This window comes from Desulfosporosinus sp. Sb-LF (genome assembly GCF_004766055.1).
Taxonomy (GTDB): Bacteria; Bacillota; Desulfitobacteriia; order Desulfitobacteriales; family Desulfitobacteriaceae; genus Desulfosporosinus.
This window is the reverse complement of the sequence record NZ_SPQR01000002.1, coordinates 97,665-114,654: the sequence shown is the minus strand read 5'-3', so window position 1 is coordinate 114,654 and position 16,990 is coordinate 97,665. Positions and strand designations below refer to the sequence as shown.

General features: G+C 40.9%; 11 protein-coding genes. 7 read left to right on the top strand and 4 right to left on the bottom strand.

Annotated features, from left to right (window positions below):
• Window positions 1-65 precede the first annotated feature (65 nt).
• From E4K68_RS03300 to E4K68_RS03290, 3 genes are all read left to right on the top strand, one after another.
• Entirely contained in the window at window positions 66-1,442 is a 1,377-nt protein-coding gene (locus E4K68_RS03300; RefSeq protein ID WP_135377328.1) for an ATP-binding protein, read from the top strand.
• Window positions 1,443-1,633: 191 nt separating this feature from the next.
• Entirely contained in the window at window positions 1,634-5,956 is a 4,323-nt protein-coding gene (locus E4K68_RS03295; protein ID WP_135377327.1) for a non-ribosomal peptide synthetase, read from the top strand.
• 242 nt (window positions 5,957-6,198) lie between these two features.
• The gene (locus E4K68_RS03290; RefSeq protein ID WP_243450246.1) at window positions 6,199-7,509 is read left to right on the top strand and encodes an HD-GYP domain-containing protein; all 1,311 of its coding nucleotides are present in this window, start codon (window positions 6,199-6,201) and stop codon (window positions 7,507-7,509) included.
• A gap of 111 nt (window positions 7,510-7,620) precedes the next feature.
• Here E4K68_RS03290 and E4K68_RS03285 read toward each other — a convergent pair whose 3' ends face one another.
• Both E4K68_RS03285 and E4K68_RS03280 read right to left on the bottom strand, forming a co-directional pair.
• A complete protein-coding gene (locus E4K68_RS03285) occupies window positions 7,621-8,373 on the bottom strand; it encodes a C1 family peptidase (RefSeq protein ID WP_135377326.1) in 753 nt (250 codons plus the stop codon).
• Window positions 8,374-8,681: 308 nt separating this feature from the next.
• Complete coding sequence (locus tag E4K68_RS03280; RefSeq protein ID WP_135377325.1) at window positions 8,682-9,209, bottom strand: gamma carbonic anhydrase family protein; 528 nt, start codon at window positions 9,207-9,209, stop codon at window positions 8,682-8,684.
• Between the two features lie 336 nt (window positions 9,210-9,545).
• On the opposite strand from E4K68_RS03280, the gene hcp reads away from it, so the two are divergent.
• The 4 genes from hcp to E4K68_RS03260 all read left to right on the top strand — a co-directional run bounded on the left by hcp (window position 9,546) and on the right by E4K68_RS03260 (window position 14,207).
• Complete coding sequence (gene hcp, locus E4K68_RS03275; RefSeq protein ID WP_135377324.1) at window positions 9,546-11,189, top strand: hydroxylamine reductase; 1,644 nt, start codon at window positions 9,546-9,548, stop codon at window positions 11,187-11,189.
• A gap of 212 nt (window positions 11,190-11,401) precedes the next feature.
• Window positions 11,402-12,061 (top strand): hypothetical protein, encoded by a 660-nt coding sequence (locus tag E4K68_RS03270; RefSeq protein ID WP_135377323.1) that lies wholly within the window; start codon window positions 11,402-11,404, stop codon window positions 12,059-12,061.
• Between the two features lie 263 nt (window positions 12,062-12,324).
• Window positions 12,325-13,602 (top strand): HD-GYP domain-containing protein, encoded by a 1,278-nt coding sequence (locus tag E4K68_RS03265; protein ID WP_135377322.1) that lies wholly within the window; start codon window positions 12,325-12,327, stop codon window positions 13,600-13,602.
• Between the two features lie 26 nt (window positions 13,603-13,628).
• Window positions 13,629-14,207, top strand: a complete 579-nt coding sequence (locus tag E4K68_RS03260) for a DUF5317 domain-containing protein (RefSeq protein WP_135377321.1) — start codon at window positions 13,629-13,631, stop codon at window positions 14,205-14,207.
• Between the two features lie 83 nt (window positions 14,208-14,290).
• Here the strand turns inward: E4K68_RS03260 and E4K68_RS03255 are convergent, their stop codons facing one another.
• Together E4K68_RS03255 and E4K68_RS03250 are read right to left on the bottom strand one after the other, a co-directional pair.
• Window positions 14,291-15,043, bottom strand: a complete 753-nt coding sequence (locus E4K68_RS03255) for a tRNA threonylcarbamoyladenosine dehydratase (RefSeq protein ID WP_135377622.1) — start codon at window positions 15,041-15,043, stop codon at window positions 14,291-14,293.
• A 201-nt stretch (window positions 15,044-15,244) separates the two neighbouring features.
• Window positions 15,245-16,987, bottom strand: coding sequence for an NADH-dependent [FeFe] hydrogenase, group A6 (locus E4K68_RS03250; protein ID WP_135377320.1), 1,743 nt, complete (start codon window positions 16,985-16,987; stop codon window positions 15,245-15,247).
• Window positions 16,988-16,990: the final 3 nt, after the last annotated feature.

Below are 16,990 nucleotides of genomic sequence, written 5' to 3'. Positions count from 1 at the left end.
ATGTTTTTAACTGAATTAACAGATAATACATTTGTCGATTTTTGAGATAATGGGAGTGTCATACTATGGGATTCTTTCAATCACAACATATAACAGAGAACTACGAATACGCAATTGAGCAGATTCTAACTTACGAAAATTATAACCGTACTAGAAAATTTTCGGTCATTTTGTTTTTGGCAAGTATCATCCTTCTCTTTGTTGACCATATCAACAAGGTCGAAGGGCTCTGGATTATTTCAGATGGTTATAAGTATTTGTTTTATTCTCATGTGATTCTAGGCTTTGTTACACTCTTTTATAGTCTGGTTTCCTACAGAATTATTGTCCCCACCGCAAAAGGCATTACGCGATATCATAAATTTCACGTGATTGTTTTTTCCCTTTTTATACTAACTCTTACAGCTGTAACATCTGGTTGGATAGATCAAAAGATTCATGGACAAATCACCGTTTATGTTATAGGGAGCTTTATGATAGCTGTAATGTATAGTTATAAACCGAGAATTACAGCACTTTTATATGGATTATCCTTTGTCGCTTTTATGATTTTACTAACTATTAGTCAAAAGGATCTGGTGATACGCCATGGGCACTTTGTAAACGCATCTTTAGTAGTTGTAATATCATATTTTCTATCCAATGTACTCCATAAACTCAAGCATCAGGATATGCTGCATAAGTGTCATCTAGAGGATTTAGTTACAGAGCGGACGAAGGAATTACAAACTGCTAATGACTCACTTACACAGGAAATCTTGGAACGCAAGCGAGCTGAAATAGAGATGGCGAAGCTTGATAGATTAAACTTAATCGGTGAAATGGCAGCTAGTATTAGCCATGAAGTCCGAAATCCGATGACAACAGTGAAAGGTTTTTTGCAATTGCTTAGGCACAAACAAAATTCAAGGGATAGAGAGCATTTTGATCTCATGATAGAAGAACTGGATCGTGCGAATTCTATTCTTTCAGAGTTTCTTTCCATCAGTAGAACAAAGTCGACTATTTTTGAATCGCACAATATCAATGATATAGTCACTTCCACTTTACCACTCGTTCAAGCGGACGCACAAACCAACGATAATCTACTGACTGTAGAGCTTAATAATGTACCAAATTTACAACTCAATATACAGGAAATACGCCAACTATTATTAAACCTTGTTCGTAATGGACTTGAAGCTATGTCTGGTGGTGGGCAATTGAGAATAAGAACGTTTTCTACTAACAGTGAAGTAGCCTTAGCCGTATCGGATGAAGGTAAGGGAATTGAACAATTTGTGCTTGAAAAGTTAGGGACACCATTCTTTACAACGAAAGAAAAAGGTACGGGTTTAGGATTAGCCGTGTGTTATGGTATAGTTTCGCGGCATAACGGAAGGATTAATGTTGAAACTAGTCCTATTGGCACTACGTTTAATGTATATTTTGAATTGTCTTGAGTAAAAACAACGGACTCTACATATTTACGTAATACTTGATTATATCTTTCGCCTTTTATAGGGAACAAATAAAGTGGTTCTATTTTCCAGAATAGATATAATAATTGTTTCAACAGTGCTTAGAGGGCTCATCGAATAGGACAACTGTGATGGTCCGGAAAAGAGTTTGACTTCAATAGGAGGTAATAAGCATGAACAAGTTATATCCTTTAACAAACGCTCAGAAATCTATCTGGGTTGCTGATAATTTATATCCAGGTACAAGTCAAGCTGTTTTATCGGCAACTGCGATTATTCGCGAGGAAATCAACTATACTTTAATGAATGAAGCCATTAATTTAGTAATAGAACAAAATGATGCTCTTCGCATTAGATTGGTTGATCATGATGGGACGCCAAAACAATATTTTGCAGACTTTGTACATAAGACGTATGAAATACTGGATTTTAGTTATGGAGATGGAGAACTAGACTATAGACTATGGGAAAGGCAAATGGCAGAAACCCCATTTGCCTTAATCGATTCCGAGCTTTTTTACTTTGCTGTGATTAAGTTAGGTGAGCAAAAAAATATCTGTTTCTTCAAATTCCATCATACGACTACTGACGCATGGGGAGTCGTTCTGGTAATCAGAAAGACTTTGAAAGAATATTGGAAACTAATAAACGGTATTTATTCGGAAACTATCAAGGAGCCTTCCTTTATTGACCATATTAATGGCGAACTAGATTATCTGGCTTCCGAACGTTTTGAAAAGCACAAGGAATTCTGGTCGAATGTTTTTGAGACAGTTCCTGAGTTTATATCCGTCACACATAACAAAGGTTTTATCAGCTTAGCTGGAAAAAGGAAAAGTTATCCTCTATCCCAGTCACTGAGTACTAAACTGCACAGTTTTTGTGAGTTGAATAAAGTGTCGGCGTTTAGTGTCTTTTACGCACTTCTTGCCTTATACCTTTCTAAGAAAAATAATAAGAAGGATATCGCGATTGAGACCCCTATTTTAAACCGGTCGGGCAAAATGGAAAAAAACACAGTTGGGATGTTTATGCACAATATTCCTACCAGAATATATGTTGAGCCAAGTCTTGATTTTCTTGCTTTTGTTAATGAGTCATTCAGAGAGTTAAAAAAATTTATGAGAAATCAACGGTATCCCCATAGCTGTATATTAAAAGATTTCCGTGAAAAGCATCAATTTTCTGGAACGCTTGTGGATGTTGCGTTGAATTATCACAATAATAAGCTTGATTCAGTGATTGAGTACGAGGGAACCTGGAATTACTCTGGTGCTCAGTCTAACTCTCTGTCGATATGTATTAGTGACAGGGATGACACAGGCTTACCAGTATTGGATTATGACTATTTGTTTGAAGTTTACAGCGAGGAAGACATCGATCAAATGCACCGCAACATGTGTAATCTCTTGACAGATGTGCTACAAGACCCAAGTAGGAGGCTTAAAGAACTACAAATGTTCTCTAAGGACGAGTTAAATACGCTGTTAATAGAGTTTAATCAGACTGAATTACCGTATGAAGCCAAGACGGTGTCTGAACTGTTTGAAGACCAGGTTGTGAAATCACCCAATGACATAGCTATAGTTTTTGGTGACAGAAGATTGACTTACCGTGAACTCAACGAGAGGGCCAATCAACTTGCCCGTTATATCAAGAGCCAAGGGATGACACGGAATTCAATTGTAGGGTTGTTGCTCAATAGATCTTTGGAAATGATCATAGGTATTCTAGCGATTCTTAAAGCCGGAGCAGCTTATTTGCCTATAGACCCCGGCTACCCTAGTGAAAGAATCGCCTATATGCTTCATCAGAGTAATACTCGCTTGATTCTTACGGATAGTGACAATCCTGATATTAAATTAACTGCAAATTGTAAGCTTGTTAATATTTCGTTGAGTAATACTACTGCCTATACTTCTGAAACTGCTAATTTAGATAAAGATAATAAGGTTGATGCTGATGACTTAGCCTATGTGATTTACACATCGGGGTCGACTGGCAAACCCAAAGGGGTTATGGTTCATCACCGTGCCTTGTGCAATTTTATAAACGGTATCGCCTGTAATATTTATCTTGAGAATAAAACTATCGTTTCTATAACAACCATCTCCTTTGATATTTTCTTTTTAGAGACTATTTTGCCCTTAACCAAAGGAATGAAGGTCATTATCGCTAATGAGAAAGAACAAACGATACCCAAGTATCTCTTTGACCTTATTGCTAAAAACCAAGTTGAAGTTTTACAATCCACACCGTCAAGAATGAAACTAATATTGGATGAGCAACAGTGCCAGGAATGCCTAAATAGTTTATCCCACATTTTAATTGGGGGAGAGGAGTTTCCAACTACATTGTTATCCCGTCTAAAAAATGTTACCAGTGCCAAAATCTATAATCTGTATGGCCCAACAGAAACAACGGTGTGGTCAACAATAAAAAATGTGACCAATTCCGAAATTATTACGATCGGAAAACCCTTCGCCAATACACAGGTATATATCCTTGATGAGCATTTATCACCTGTATCTATCGAGTCAGAAGGCGAAATCTATATCGCTGGGGATGGAGTTTCCTTGGGCTATCTAGGTAACCCCGAATTGACCAAAGTGCGATTCTTGGCTAATCCATTTATTACCGGCCAAACAATGTACAGGACAGGGGATTTGGGACGATGGCTTCCCGACGGTGAAATAGAATATTTGGGCCGAAATGATAATCAAGTAAAGATCAGAGGTTTCAGGATTGAGATTGAAGAAATTGAAGCCTGCCTATCAGCACATAGCGCAGTTAAAGAGGCAATTGTAGCGGTTAGAGAAGACAAAGCGGGCAAGAAACATCTATGTGCTTACTTAACTGGTGAAAGCGGAACAAGCAATGAGGATTTGAGATGCCATCTGTTAAAGACTTTGCCAAACTACATGGTTCCTAATTGGTTTACTTGGCTCAAGGCAATGCCGCTGACTCCAAATGATAAGATCGATCGCCGCGCTTTACCTGAACTATGTGAAATGGATTTGGGTCAGTTAACCCATGTGTATGTTGCTCCCGGAAATGATCTGGAATGGAAACTAGCTATGTTGTGGGCAGAAGCTCTTGAAGTAGAACGAATTGGAATTGATGATAACCTTTTCGCGTTGGGGGGAGATTCTTTAACAATCCTTGAAATCATGTCTGGTGCCTTATCTTACGAATGGAAACTCAATGCCCAGGATTTCTATGAATGTCCTACCATTAGGCAACTATCCTCTAAAATTTCTGGTTGGGTCCAAGAAGATAAAGGAAATGAAGAAGAGATTTATATCTCCAGCAGGATAAGGCCAACAGAAATTATTATCAAACCAATGGATACAGGTAATGTGCTTTTGACGGGTGCGACAGGCTTTTTGGGAATACACCTACTTTGGGAGTTACTCGTTCAAACAAATAAAGAAATCTATTGCCTGGTACGGGGAAATCAGGCTAAAGCAAGATTGGACGAATTGATAAGTTTCTATTTCCCCTCACTTACGGTCCCTTTGAAAACTAGAATTATCGTGGTTGAAGGGGACATCTCCTTAGAGCAATTTGGGTTAAACGATAATTCCTATTATGATCTTGCTCAAAAGGTACAGACAGTAATACACAGCAGTGCGTTGGTCAAACACTATGGAAATTACAGTGAATTCGAGAAAAATAATGTTCAAGGGACTAGAGAAGTAATCGATTTTTGTTTGAGGTTCGACAAGAAGTTGAACCACATTTCCACGATCAGCATATCAGGAGATTTTGTGGTTGGCCAAAGCAAAGTCAATTCAGTTTTTAGAGAAGAAGACTTTTTTATTGGGCAGGATTACAAAACCAACGTCTATGTACGAAGTAAATTTGCCGCGGAGAACCAGGTATTTAAAGCTGGAATTAGAGGGTTAAGGGCATCTATCTTTAGGGTTGGTATCGTAACCGGACGCTTCCAAGATGGTAAGTTTCAGCACAACATCGATCAAAATTCATTTTATCGTAGAATTAAGTCTCTAGTGGCGTTAAGGGTTATCCCTGAAAGTTTCCTCGATCAAAGTATCGAGTTTACGCCGGTCGACTACTGCGCCAAAGGTATTGTGAATATTATTAAGGTTAACCAGGCTAATGGTTTGGTGTTCCATATATTTAATCATCAAAAGATTAAGGCAATCGAACTCCTGAGTTTTTTAAGGGCGCTAAATATTCCTGTGCGAACACTATCTAACATAGAATTTGATTCTTATATTGCACAGCTCTCAGTAACAAAAGAAGGAAAGGAAACACTAAGTGGTCTTGTGTCCGATCTAAGTCTTAATAAGAGCTTGAATTTAAGTAATGCTATTACTATAGATTCGAATTTTACCATCAACTATTTGAATCGGGTAGGTTTTGATTGGCCAGAGATAGATGTTGAATATCTTTCCAAAGTGCTAAGTTATATGCATGAAGTTGGCTTTATTAATGAGTCAATAAATTATATTGCTGCCAGAATGAAATAGAGTTTGCTTTGCCTTCGCTTATAAGTTTTGGAGAAAACGTGTGACATCGTGGCAGTGCTGAATATAGGGCTATTTACCTATTGAAGTTTGTAAATTCGACATGTAAAATGTAATTTAAGAATATTCTTGGTTGAAGCTAAGATCTTGTAGATTAATCAGTTATATACTCAGGGTCGGTTTCCGCCAAACTAAATTCGAAAGTTATGGTGCATGAAATGTCTTTGAAGAACAAGCTATTAGCATTGGTACAAACAAAAAGTATGTCTGGGTATATTCCCATTAGTGAAAAAAATAAATTTGACCAAGAACTTATAAATTCTAATTTCGATCGTTCAAAAAATTTAAATTTTATATTATTTATGGTTTCGATGGTTCTTCTTTTTACGGACCGCCTTAATATGCAAAAAGGGCTGTGGACGTTATTGCCAGGGTATAAATATCTTTTTTATACACACCTTCTACTTTTTCTTATAATGCTGATATTATTACCTTTTTTTCACATATATAGAGATATAGAGCCTAAGCAAATACGATGTAAGCTATTAATTGTTTTGTTATTGGCATATTTCGTTATTCTGGATTGTGCCTTGACCTCGATTGTCGATCAATGTATTCATGGTGAGATAACAGTATTTATTATTGGGGCATTTGCAATTGCCATAATGAATAATTTTAAACCATTAACTAGCCTGGGGGTCTATTTGACTAATTATTCAATATTTATAATAGGAATTACATTTATCCAGAAAAATCCTGCAATTTTAAGAGGGCATTACGTTAATGGTACAATACTTGCTGTGGTTGCGTGGTTTCTTTCGATCATACTTTATAATGCTAAAGTCAAGGATTTTCTGAGCAGGAAAACAATCGAACATCAGAAAACTGAGCTGGAAAAAGCCAATCAACTGCTCACTACGACTAATCATAACCTCCATGAATCGCTCTCCGCACTTGATGAATCCCAGAACATTATTTTTACACTTACACTTGCTCTTGAATCAAAAGATCCGTATTCACATGGACATTCAGAACGGGTGAAAGATTATGCGCTAGAGCTTGCAAGGTTCCTGGATTTAAGCAAGGTTGATCAAGTTAATATTTACCGCGCAGCAATTTTGCACGATATTGGGAAGATTGGAATTCCGGATGCGATATTAAATAAGCCGAGCGCTTTAACAAGAGAGGAATGGTTAATCATGAAGTCTCACCCAGAGCGGGGTGAGACCATTTGTTCCAAGTTAAACTTTGCCAGAGAAATTTTGCCGATTATTAGACATCATCATGAACGTTACGATGGAAAAGGCTACCCAGACGGCTTAAGTGGCGAAAACATTCCATTTCTAGCTCGTCTTGTTAGTATTGCCGATACGGTCGATGCGATTACTTCCAGTCGTCCTTATCGTTCGGCAGGAACGTTTGAACAAGTATTAGAAGAATTGCAAAAATGTGCGGGCACTCAATTTGATCCTGTTTTGGTATCGGCCTTCATATCTTTACTTAACGATAAAAATGGCAAAATTCAAGATCAGAATATCAAACTGATCGATCTTTAGTAATCAAGACTTAGGGTTTTTTATCGGAGACAAAGGGACTCGCTTATTAAGGCAAGTCCCTTTGTCTTTGGAGCTATTAATAATATCAAAATGGATATTTCAATAATGATTCTATTTTCCAGTCCACATATCCGTTACATAGTTAGCAAAATAGTCATAAGGGAGATAAAAATAGCCTTTATCTCCCCAGCTTTCGCCCCAGGAGTTTCGGCAAATCACATAGCCCTGACCCTTCCTTACTTCATCTTTGTAGCCTACCGCTAAGACCGCATGGCCTCCTAGGAACTTCTCCCAGAGTTTCGGAAGGGGGATAATCCCGTTCTGTGCTACTTTGTCGGACTCAAAGCTTTCGAATACCTTTATACCGATCACAACTGGATAACCTTCGGCCAAAGCAGTCTTCAATGATGTTAAGTCTGTCACCCTATGGTATTCATTAATTTTAAATTGTGCTGCGTCTGTAGTAGCTTTTACAGGGGGTGTTTGCGTAAATTTAGAAATGTCGTAAGGCCAATCTGCCTCTGGTGCACAGCCTAGTTGTTGAAGGATTTTCATGCCGTCTCGAATAATAGCTCCTGCATCTTCACTAACGGTTCCTTCTAGATACCTTTCTTCCCAGTAAAGCCACAAGCGGCTTAGCAGGGTTAACGATCCAACCTTGTTTTCCCAATATTCTCGCAGACCGCTAGCAATGGCATTGGCCGTACAGCTTCCCAACTCTCCCTGGTCGACAATTTGTGAACAGCCGGACCGAAGGTCTACACTCTTCGGCAGGACCGTTTTCGTTTTATAGACAGTAGCTCTATACACTCTGTCACGAAGGTCTTCCGTGTCTGGTTTTAGTTTATAAACTCTTTTGGCCATTTTTACCCCTCACAATTCTTCTGTCATTTAGTACTGTTTGGTAATAAGTCAGCGTGTCCTTACGCCTGAATAATGTATTTTACTCATGGTCGTCCTAATATGTGCACCGAAGTATCTTAGACTCAAGTTACAACAAGAATATTTTAAAGTATAAATTGAATTAATCGTTTGGATAAAACGGCATTATGCTAAAACTGGCGTTTGACAGTTATATGCTAGCGGGTTGCATGAAAAAACTAAGGCATCGACGCAAGCCGATACCTTAGTTTTTTGAAGAATCATCATTTAACAAATTGTTCATTTAAATACTATTCCGTTTCTCCTCCACTTTTCCTCTGTGTGAGGGATTTCTTTGCTTTATTTACATATCGTTCCGCCGTTGCGCGCATGGATACTATCTCCGTTTCAGTAAGCTCTCTCACCACTCGTGCAGGTACTCCCATCAGCATTACGCGAGGGGGATAGGTTTTATTTCCTGGAACGAGGGTTCCCGCTGCTATTGAAGTTTCCTCATTAATAACGGTGCCATCAAGAATAATCGCGCCCATTCCGACCAGCGAGCCTTTGCCAACCTTACATCCATGAAGAATAGCAGAATGACCAATCGTTACATAGTCTTCAATAATTACGGGTTGGTTCTCGTTGACATGAATAGCCACTAGATCTTGAATGTTTGAGCATTTACCAATACTAATTTTAGCAAGATCACCCCGAATGACTGAGTTATACCATACACTGGAGTCTTCATCAATGGTTACATCGCCCATTACTTTGCATCCGTCAGCAAGGAATACGCTCTTAGATAGTTCAGGTTCTATATTAGGATCATGTTTCATTTTTATTTCCCTCCATCAGCAAGGTTAAAGCTTTTTTTCGAGTTTAATTATACTGAGGAATGTGCTTAAATGCCAGCTATAGGCATAAACCTGTCTTAAATGTCTAAATTATGTCCACGAAGAATAGCAAGGCCTGCTATGAACGTATCGGGAACTTTAATCTCAACAAACGAACTCTGCAATGCGAAGATAGTATTCAGAAAAGCTGGGGTGTGATTAATCTCACACCAAAAGAATCTTTCTAATCACGGTCCAATGGTCGGATTTGATTTAAACTAAGCTTAGTCAACTTGAGCACAACAAAAAATTGAAATAAAATTTAGGGGGAAACAATTCATGAGTATGTTTTGTTATCAATGTCAAGAAACCGCCAAAGGAACTGGATGCACGATCAAAGGGGTATGCGGAAAAACCGAAAACGTTGCCAAATTGCAAGACCTTCTAATCTATACATTAAAAGGAATTTCTGTTTATGCGGTTCAGGCACGTGGCATGAGTATTGTTCGTCCGGATATTGATAAATTTATCATGGAAAGTCTTTTTGCTACGATCACAAACGCTAACTTCGACAGAAGTCGTTTCATAGAGCGAATCCAAGAAGGTCTCACCCTACGCGAAGGACTCAAACAAGAAATCATTAAAGCGGGCGGCACGATTCCAGAGAACTTAAATGATGCAGCAACTTGGACGGCCTCTGCAGATGAGTTTGAGGAGAAAGCGGCGCTTGTCGGAATATTAACAACGGAAAATGAAGATGTTCGTTCACTCAGAGAATTGCTCACCTACGGATTAAAAGGAATGGCTGCCTATGCAGAGCATGCATATACTCTCGAGTATAAAGACGCAGGTATTTTCGCGTTTATCGAAAAGGCTCTAGCAGCTACACTGGATGACACTCTCGCTGCTGATGGTCTGGTTGGTTTGGTCTTAGAAGCAGGTAAATACGGAGTTGATGTGATGGCCTTACTTGATAAAGCCAACACTACGACCTACGGTAATCCAGAACTCACCAAAGTAAATATTGGGGTCAGAAATAACCCAGCTATTCTTATCAGCGGTCACGACCTAAAAGACCTCGAAGAATTGCTCATTCAGACTGCAGGGACGGGTGTGGATGTTTATACGCATGGTGAAATGCTCCCAGCCAACTATTACCCAGCCTTTAAGAAATATGATAACTTTGTCGGAAACTACGGAAATGCTTGGTATAAACAAGATAAAGAATTCGATTCCTTCAATGGGCCAATTTTCTTGACCACTAACTGTCTTGTTCCCCCAAAAGATTCCTACAAAGACCGCATTTATACCACAGGTGTTGTTGGATTTGAAGGGGTTAAGCACATCGCTGATCGCAAAGATGGAAAGCCTAAGGATTTCACTGCGTTGATTGCACATGCCAAAAGTTGCCCAGCACCGACCGAAATCGAAACGGGTGAGATCGTGGGGGGCTTCGCCCACAATCAAGTTCTAGCCCTCGCTGACAAAGTCGTTGATGCTGTAAAAACTGGAGCTATTAAGCGTTTCTTCGTCATGGCAGGTTGCGATGGCCGCATGAAGAGTCGTGACTATTACACTGATTTCGCGGCTGCGCTGCCCAAAGATGCTGTAATTCTTACTGCAGGGTGTGCAAAATACAAATATAATAAACTGAACCTAGGGGACATCGGTGGGATTCCGAGAGTTCTCGATGCCGGACAATGTAATGACTCCTATTCCTTAGCTGTGATCGCCTTGAAACTCAAAGAAGTTTTTGGCTTGGATGATATTAATCAACTCCCGATCTCTTATAATATTGCTTGGTACGAGCAAAAGGCTGTCATCGTTTTACTGGCCCTTCTGCACTTGGGCGTGAAAAACATTCACTTAGGACCGACACTTCCAGGCTTCTTGTCCCCGAATGTCGTTAAGGTCTTGGTTGATAACTTCGGGATTGCTGGAATCAGTAACGTAGAAGATGATATCAAAATGTTCATGGCGTAATAGCGAACCAAACCAATATTTAACAAAAAGGAAATAGACTGCCTTCAAGAGGTAGTCTATTTCCTTTTTCAATGGTATTTTTAGTGTTCGAAATAGAGAAAATGATGAAAGTTTTGGCACTATTGACGGAAAGAAGGGAGGAATACATCGCCGAACGTCGAAAATACCTCATAATGGGTTAAATAGCAATTGGGTTACTGAGGAGTGTTTTCATGTCAGAGGTGCCTTGTTCAATTCAAGACTGGGAGCAGGCCATTAGGCAAATCAAATCAGTGATAGCTGCTCGAATCAACGTTAATAATCAAGGAGAAATTGAAGAAGTCCATATTCTGGCGGGCTCTGGACGATCACCTAAGCAGATCGTCAGGGATGTTGAGTCAAGTCTGGCTGCTCAATTCGATTTACAAATTGACCATAAGAAGATCAGCGTAGCACAAGTGGACGATAATGAGGAAGGAACATTCGCGGTCGTCGAGTCAACGCGACCTAAATTGGTCGGAGTAACACTTAGAACCGTTAACGGGATGGCTGAAGTTAAGGTGGAGCTGTTAACAGGTGACAAGCTCATGGAGGGAGTTGCACAGGGACCATCTTCATCTCATAATAAATTGCGTCTATTCGTTGAGGCAACACTTAAGGCACTTGCGCCTCTAACCTTGGATCAATTTCACTTCGTCACTGAGGATGTTGGAATTACACACTTAGCAAAGCAGCAAGTTGCTTTGGTAGCCATAACTATGATTGTACCCTCAGGTGAACAATCCCTGACAGGATGTGCTTTAGTCAGAAACGACGATCGAGAAGCCGTGGTTAAGGCAACTCTTGACGCGGTTAATCGGAAACTTAAATTTCTTAGAAACAACCAAAAATAATGTGCTGACTTTGGCCGACCATATCACAATTAGATTTAGAGTAACCCTGTTTTAATCCCCTATAGCGAAGCGGAAAAACAGCGGAACGAAGAAAGAGCGAAGCGGTTAGACTGTCCCTTTGATACAAAAAATCAAGGAGGTTTACCGTATGAGCAAATTATTTAAGGCTATCACTGTTCTCGTTACTCTCGTTCTTGCCGGAGGCGCAAACTACAGAATCTGATTGTGAAAGTTGGTTGGCCAGAACATATATGAGGTGGGAAATGAAGAATCTGCCGAAGGCCTTTGTCCGGCTTTTTATTTTAATGACACTATTAGCTTTAATAATTTGGCTTAGGGCAATATGTCAAATGGAGTGGTCCTCAAAAGATATCTTTCATTTGCTGATTTTCGGCTTACTTGCAGCTGCCAGTGAATCTTTGCCAGTTTCATTACCCAGGGGTGGATTTGTGACTGTGGGCTTTGCTGTGTTCCTTAGTGTAGCCATTCTTTTCCCTTTAGGGGTTTCTTCATCCGTAGCCCTTATTGGCGGAATGTTGGTTTTTGGGAAGGAAGTACGGGGAGAACCATTTTTCAAAAGGGTGTTTAATGCTTCACAGTTTGTAGTATCGTTAGGCGTAGCAGGCGTGGTACTTAAGACTACAGGAACAGGTTTTAGCGTCGAACCTCAGGCCATTATTATTTATCTTTTGGCGGCATTGGCTTATATGCTAACAAATATGACAGTGGTGGCAATTGCCTTAGGTGGATTACAAACCAAATCCCCTTGGCACATTTGGCTGGGGAATATTCGCTGGTCAATTCCAAACTTTGTTGCTTTGGCACCTCTTGGTTTGCTTATGGCTTTGATTTATAATAATTACGGTTCAGTTGGGCTCTTCCTGCTCTTTATTCCATTATTAATTTCCCGTCATTCTTTTCAACTCTACATGGACATGAGAGAAAATTACCTTAACACGGTCCAAGCTTTGGTTCAGGCACTTGAAGCGAAAGATACGTACACAAGCGGACACTCCTCTAGAGTTGAGCAACTGGCAGTAATGATGGCCGAATCAATCGAAATGAGTGAAGACAAGATAGAACTTCTCAAATACGCAGCAGTTTTGCATGACGTAGGAAAGATAGGGGTTAGCGAGATAATCTTGAACAAAGAGGGGAAACTCCTGGACTCAGAGTGGGAATCAATTCGCAGTCATCCAATCATTGGTCAAAAGATTATTAAAAGCATTAAATTTATGTTCGATATCGGAAATGTGGTTCGCCATCACCACGAGCGTTATGATGGGAAGGGCTATCCAGATGGAATCAAAGGGGAAGAGATTCCACTAGATTCACGGATTATTGCCGTAGCAGACACATATGATGCGATCACTTCAGACCGTAGCTATCGCAAGGGGAATACGTATGACGAAGCTATTAAAGAGCTTAAAAGAGTTGCTGGAGCACAATTAGATCCAGCAATGGTTGAAGTCTTTTGTAAAGTGGTTACAAAGGAAACGTCAAGAGAGATGCTTAGTGCTGAACGAATACAGATCGCTTAGTTATTTTAAGATTTTAGAGGTAGAGTATGCTTATAGAAACGTTGATTCTTGGGGCGGCGTTTAGCCTTCTGAGAAAGGGCAAACTAAGTCGGCTAAGCCAGCTGGTCCTTCGGGAATTTTGGTTGGTCCCTTTGGCTTTATTGATACAGAGTGGCGTCTATTGGGCTGCTGTTAGAGGAGCGGAGATAGGTCTCAGTTGGTTCAGTCCAGTGCTCGATACGGTGTCCTATTTTTTATTGTTAATATTCGCTGTGCGTAATATATTACTACCCGGAATGCATTGGCTCACGTTAGGAATTTTGCTTAATACCCTCGTAATTGCTACAAACGGTGGAGTCATGCCAGTCGACCCCTTATTTCTTCCAGAGACCAGTCGTCATGCATTATTAGGGGGGCAAGGGACTCACGGGTTGATGACAGTGGCGACACACCTCAGCTTCTTGGCGGATCGCTTCTATTTGGATATCTTGGGGCTGAGAAAACAAGTGTTTAGTATCGGAGATTTGCTGATTGATATTGGTAGTTTTCTTCTGGTTTTCAGGACGATGACCAACAAGCTGGATAAAACAAATCATCGAATCATTGGGATGAATTTAAACAACTAAAATAGTCTGTAATAAACTCGTTTTTTAGTTTGTTACAGACTATTTTCATTTTGGAAACTCCAAGTTGAGATATTCACCACTTCTTATTCCAGTAAGAGATCCCGCACGACTTCCCCGGCTATCAGAAGTCCAACAACGGGTGGAACAAAGGAAATACTTCCTGGGACTTGGCGTTTTTCTGCACAGTGGGCATCCCCGCTTGGGCAGATACAGTTATTTTTACAATCTGCTTCTGTTGAGAGCGGAGGAAGTGGAAGATCAGGGGAAGATACCACTTTAATTCCCTGGGTAATTCCTTCTTTGCGAAGTAGTTTGCGCATGGCTTTGGCAAGCGGATCTCCACTCGTCTTAGAAATGTCTGTTACCCTGTAGTTCTCGGCTGTCAGGCGGTTTCCAGCCCCCATGCTAGAGATCAAGGGAATTTTGCGAAGTAAACATTCTTTCGCCAAATTTACTTTACTAGAAACGGTATCGATGGCATCGACAATATAGTCTAGTTTACGCTCAAGTAAACGGTCCGCATCAGCGGAAGTATAGAACTCTTTAATTGTTTCCACATTGGCCTTTGGATTAATCTCCAAAATCCGACGTTTCATGACTTCGACCTTGGCTTCGCCAACGGTGGAGTGGAGGGCATGTAATTGGCGGTTGATATTCGTTAAACAAATATCATCAAAGTCTACCAGGATTAAATGCCCGACACCTGCACGAGCCAGCGCTTCCACGGTGAAGGATCCCACCCCTCCGACCCCGAAAATCATGACCGTGCTCTTGCGAAGCTTGTCCAAACCAAAGTGTCCTATCAGAAGTTCAGTTCTTGAGAATTCGTGTTGCATCATTTCCTCCGCATAAAGTCTTATTATTGCTCTATTTTAGCACATCATTGCACAAAGCAACTATCTGCATTTAATCATTTTAATTTGTTAAGGACTAAATGATAACAAATAAACACTTGAAGAGAAGTCTAGGGTCTAAATAAGAAATAGGATAACCCAAAAAACTACCCTTTAATAAAGGGGTAGTCTTTTGGGCTAATTTTATATCTTTCTCCGCTGCGTAAAGCTGGTATGAAGTAATTTGTGCGCCTTTTCTCCGTAGGGTTCGCCAATGAAATCCTTGTAGAGAGCAAGGACAGCTGGGTTTTCATGCGATTTGCGCAAGGGTTTGGAGCGATCTTCTTGATAAATGGCAGCAGCTCGGGCCTTGAGAATTTCAAGGTTGCCATGGTGATAGGGCTGTCCACCACCCCCAATGCATCCCCCTGGGCAAGCCATAATTTCGATCGCGTCATAATGGGCATCCCCTGCTTGTATCTTTTCTAAAATAGTACGAGCATTACCTAGACCGTGTGTGACTGCAATCCGAAAGTCTCGCCCGCCGATGGGGATGACTGCTTCTTTTATCCCATCCATTCCCCTAAGAGATTCAAATTCGACATTTTCTAAGGGTTGACCAGTCAGCCATTCGTAGGCAGTCCGCAACGCCGCTTCGATTACTCCGCCGGTGGCTCCAAAAACCACGGCAGCACCGGTTGATTCTCCTAAGGGGTGATCAAACTCTTCATCTTTGAGGTGATCAAAATGAATGCCAGCTTCTCTAATCATGCGCGAAAGTTCTCGGGTAGTGATGACGATGTCCACATCCGGGGTGACGGGGTCTTGCCCTAACTCAGGGCGGGCTGCTTCGTATTTCTTGGCTACACATGGCATGATAGAGACAACGGTTATTTTATTAGGATCAATCCCATACTTTTCCGCATAGTAACTTTTAGCTAAGACCCCTAACATTTGATGGGGAGATTTACAGGTTGAAGGGATGTCTAGCAGATCTGGAAATTGGTGTTCAAAGAACTTGACCCAGGCCGGACAACAACTGGTGAGGATAGGCAGACGACCGCCGTGTTCTATGCGATGAATTAATTCCGTTGCTTCCTCCATAATCGTCACATCAGCCCCGAACTCAGTATCAAAGACACGGTCGAAGCCAAGTTTACGCAGGGCTGCAACCATTTTCCCCGTGACAATCGTCCCTGGTTCTAATCCAAAACCTTCTCCGAGGGCGACTCGTACAGCAGGTGCCGTTTCGACAATAACATAGCGTGTCGGATCGTTGAGAGCCTTCCACACTTTATCAACTTGGTCTAATTCCATTAAGGCGCCAGTGGGGCAGACCGCTAAACATTGTCCACAGAACGTACAAGACGTCTCGTGAAGCGGTAGATCAAAGGCCGTTTTGACAACAGTTTCAAAACCGCGCCCTACGGCAGAGTAAACGCCCACGGTCTGAACATCATCACACATCGTTTCACAGCGGCGGCAACGAATACATTTGTTTGGGTCACGAATGATTGCCAAACTGGATTTATCGATTTCAAACTCTGATTCTTCCCCTTCATAGGAGATGTTACGCACGCCTAAATCCGCTGCAAGCGACTGGAGGTCACAATCTAGATTTTTGGGACAGGTCAAACAGGATTTGGGATGGTCTGAAAGAAGGAGTTCAACCATGGTCCGTCTCGCCTGAATGGCTTGAAGCGTATCCGTTTTAACGACCATGCCACTGGAGACAGGGGTTGAACAGGAGGGGGCTAAAGTACGACGTCCCTCAACTTCGACCAAGCAGACTCGGCAGGAAGCGATGTGATTATTGAGTCTCATTTCGTGAAGGTTGAGATAGCATAAAGTTGGAATATCGATGTTTATGGTGCGAGCTGCATCTAAGATGGACATTCCTTCTGGTACAGTAACAGATACGTCGTTGATGGTAAGCTGAATATCCATACA

What these genes read in the sequence shown, in the direction of transcription:
- E4K68_RS03300 (WP_135377328.1), top strand. Translation starts at nt 66, where the DNA reads ATGGGATTCTTTCAATCACAACATATAACAGAGAACTACGAATACGCA.
- E4K68_RS03295 (WP_135377327.1), top strand. Translation starts at nt 1,634, where the DNA reads ATGAACAAGTTATATCCTTTAACAAACGCTCAGAAATCTATCTGGGTT.
- E4K68_RS03285 (WP_135377326.1), bottom strand. Translation starts at nt 8,373, where the DNA reads ATGGCCAAAAGAGTTTATAAACTAAAACCAGACACGGAAGACCTTCGT.
- E4K68_RS03280 (WP_135377325.1), bottom strand. Translation starts at nt 9,209, where the DNA reads ATGAAACATGATCCTAATATAGAACCTGAACTATCTAAGAGCGTATTC.
- hcp (WP_135377324.1), top strand. Translation starts at nt 9,546, where the DNA reads ATGAGTATGTTTTGTTATCAATGTCAAGAAACCGCCAAAGGAACTGGA.
- E4K68_RS03270 (WP_135377323.1), top strand. Translation starts at nt 11,402, where the DNA reads ATGTCAGAGGTGCCTTGTTCAATTCAAGACTGGGAGCAGGCCATTAGG.
- E4K68_RS03265 (WP_135377322.1), top strand. Translation starts at nt 12,325, where the DNA reads ATGAAGAATCTGCCGAAGGCCTTTGTCCGGCTTTTTATTTTAATGACA.
- E4K68_RS03260 (WP_135377321.1), top strand. Translation starts at nt 13,629, where the DNA reads ATGCTTATAGAAACGTTGATTCTTGGGGCGGCGTTTAGCCTTCTGAGA.
- E4K68_RS03255 (WP_135377622.1), bottom strand. Translation starts at nt 15,043, where the DNA reads ATGCAACACGAATTCTCAAGAACTGAACTTCTGATAGGACACTTTGGT.
- E4K68_RS03250 (WP_135377320.1), bottom strand. Translation starts at nt 16,987, where the DNA reads ATGGATATTCAGCTTACCATCAACGACGTATCTGTTACTGTACCAGAA.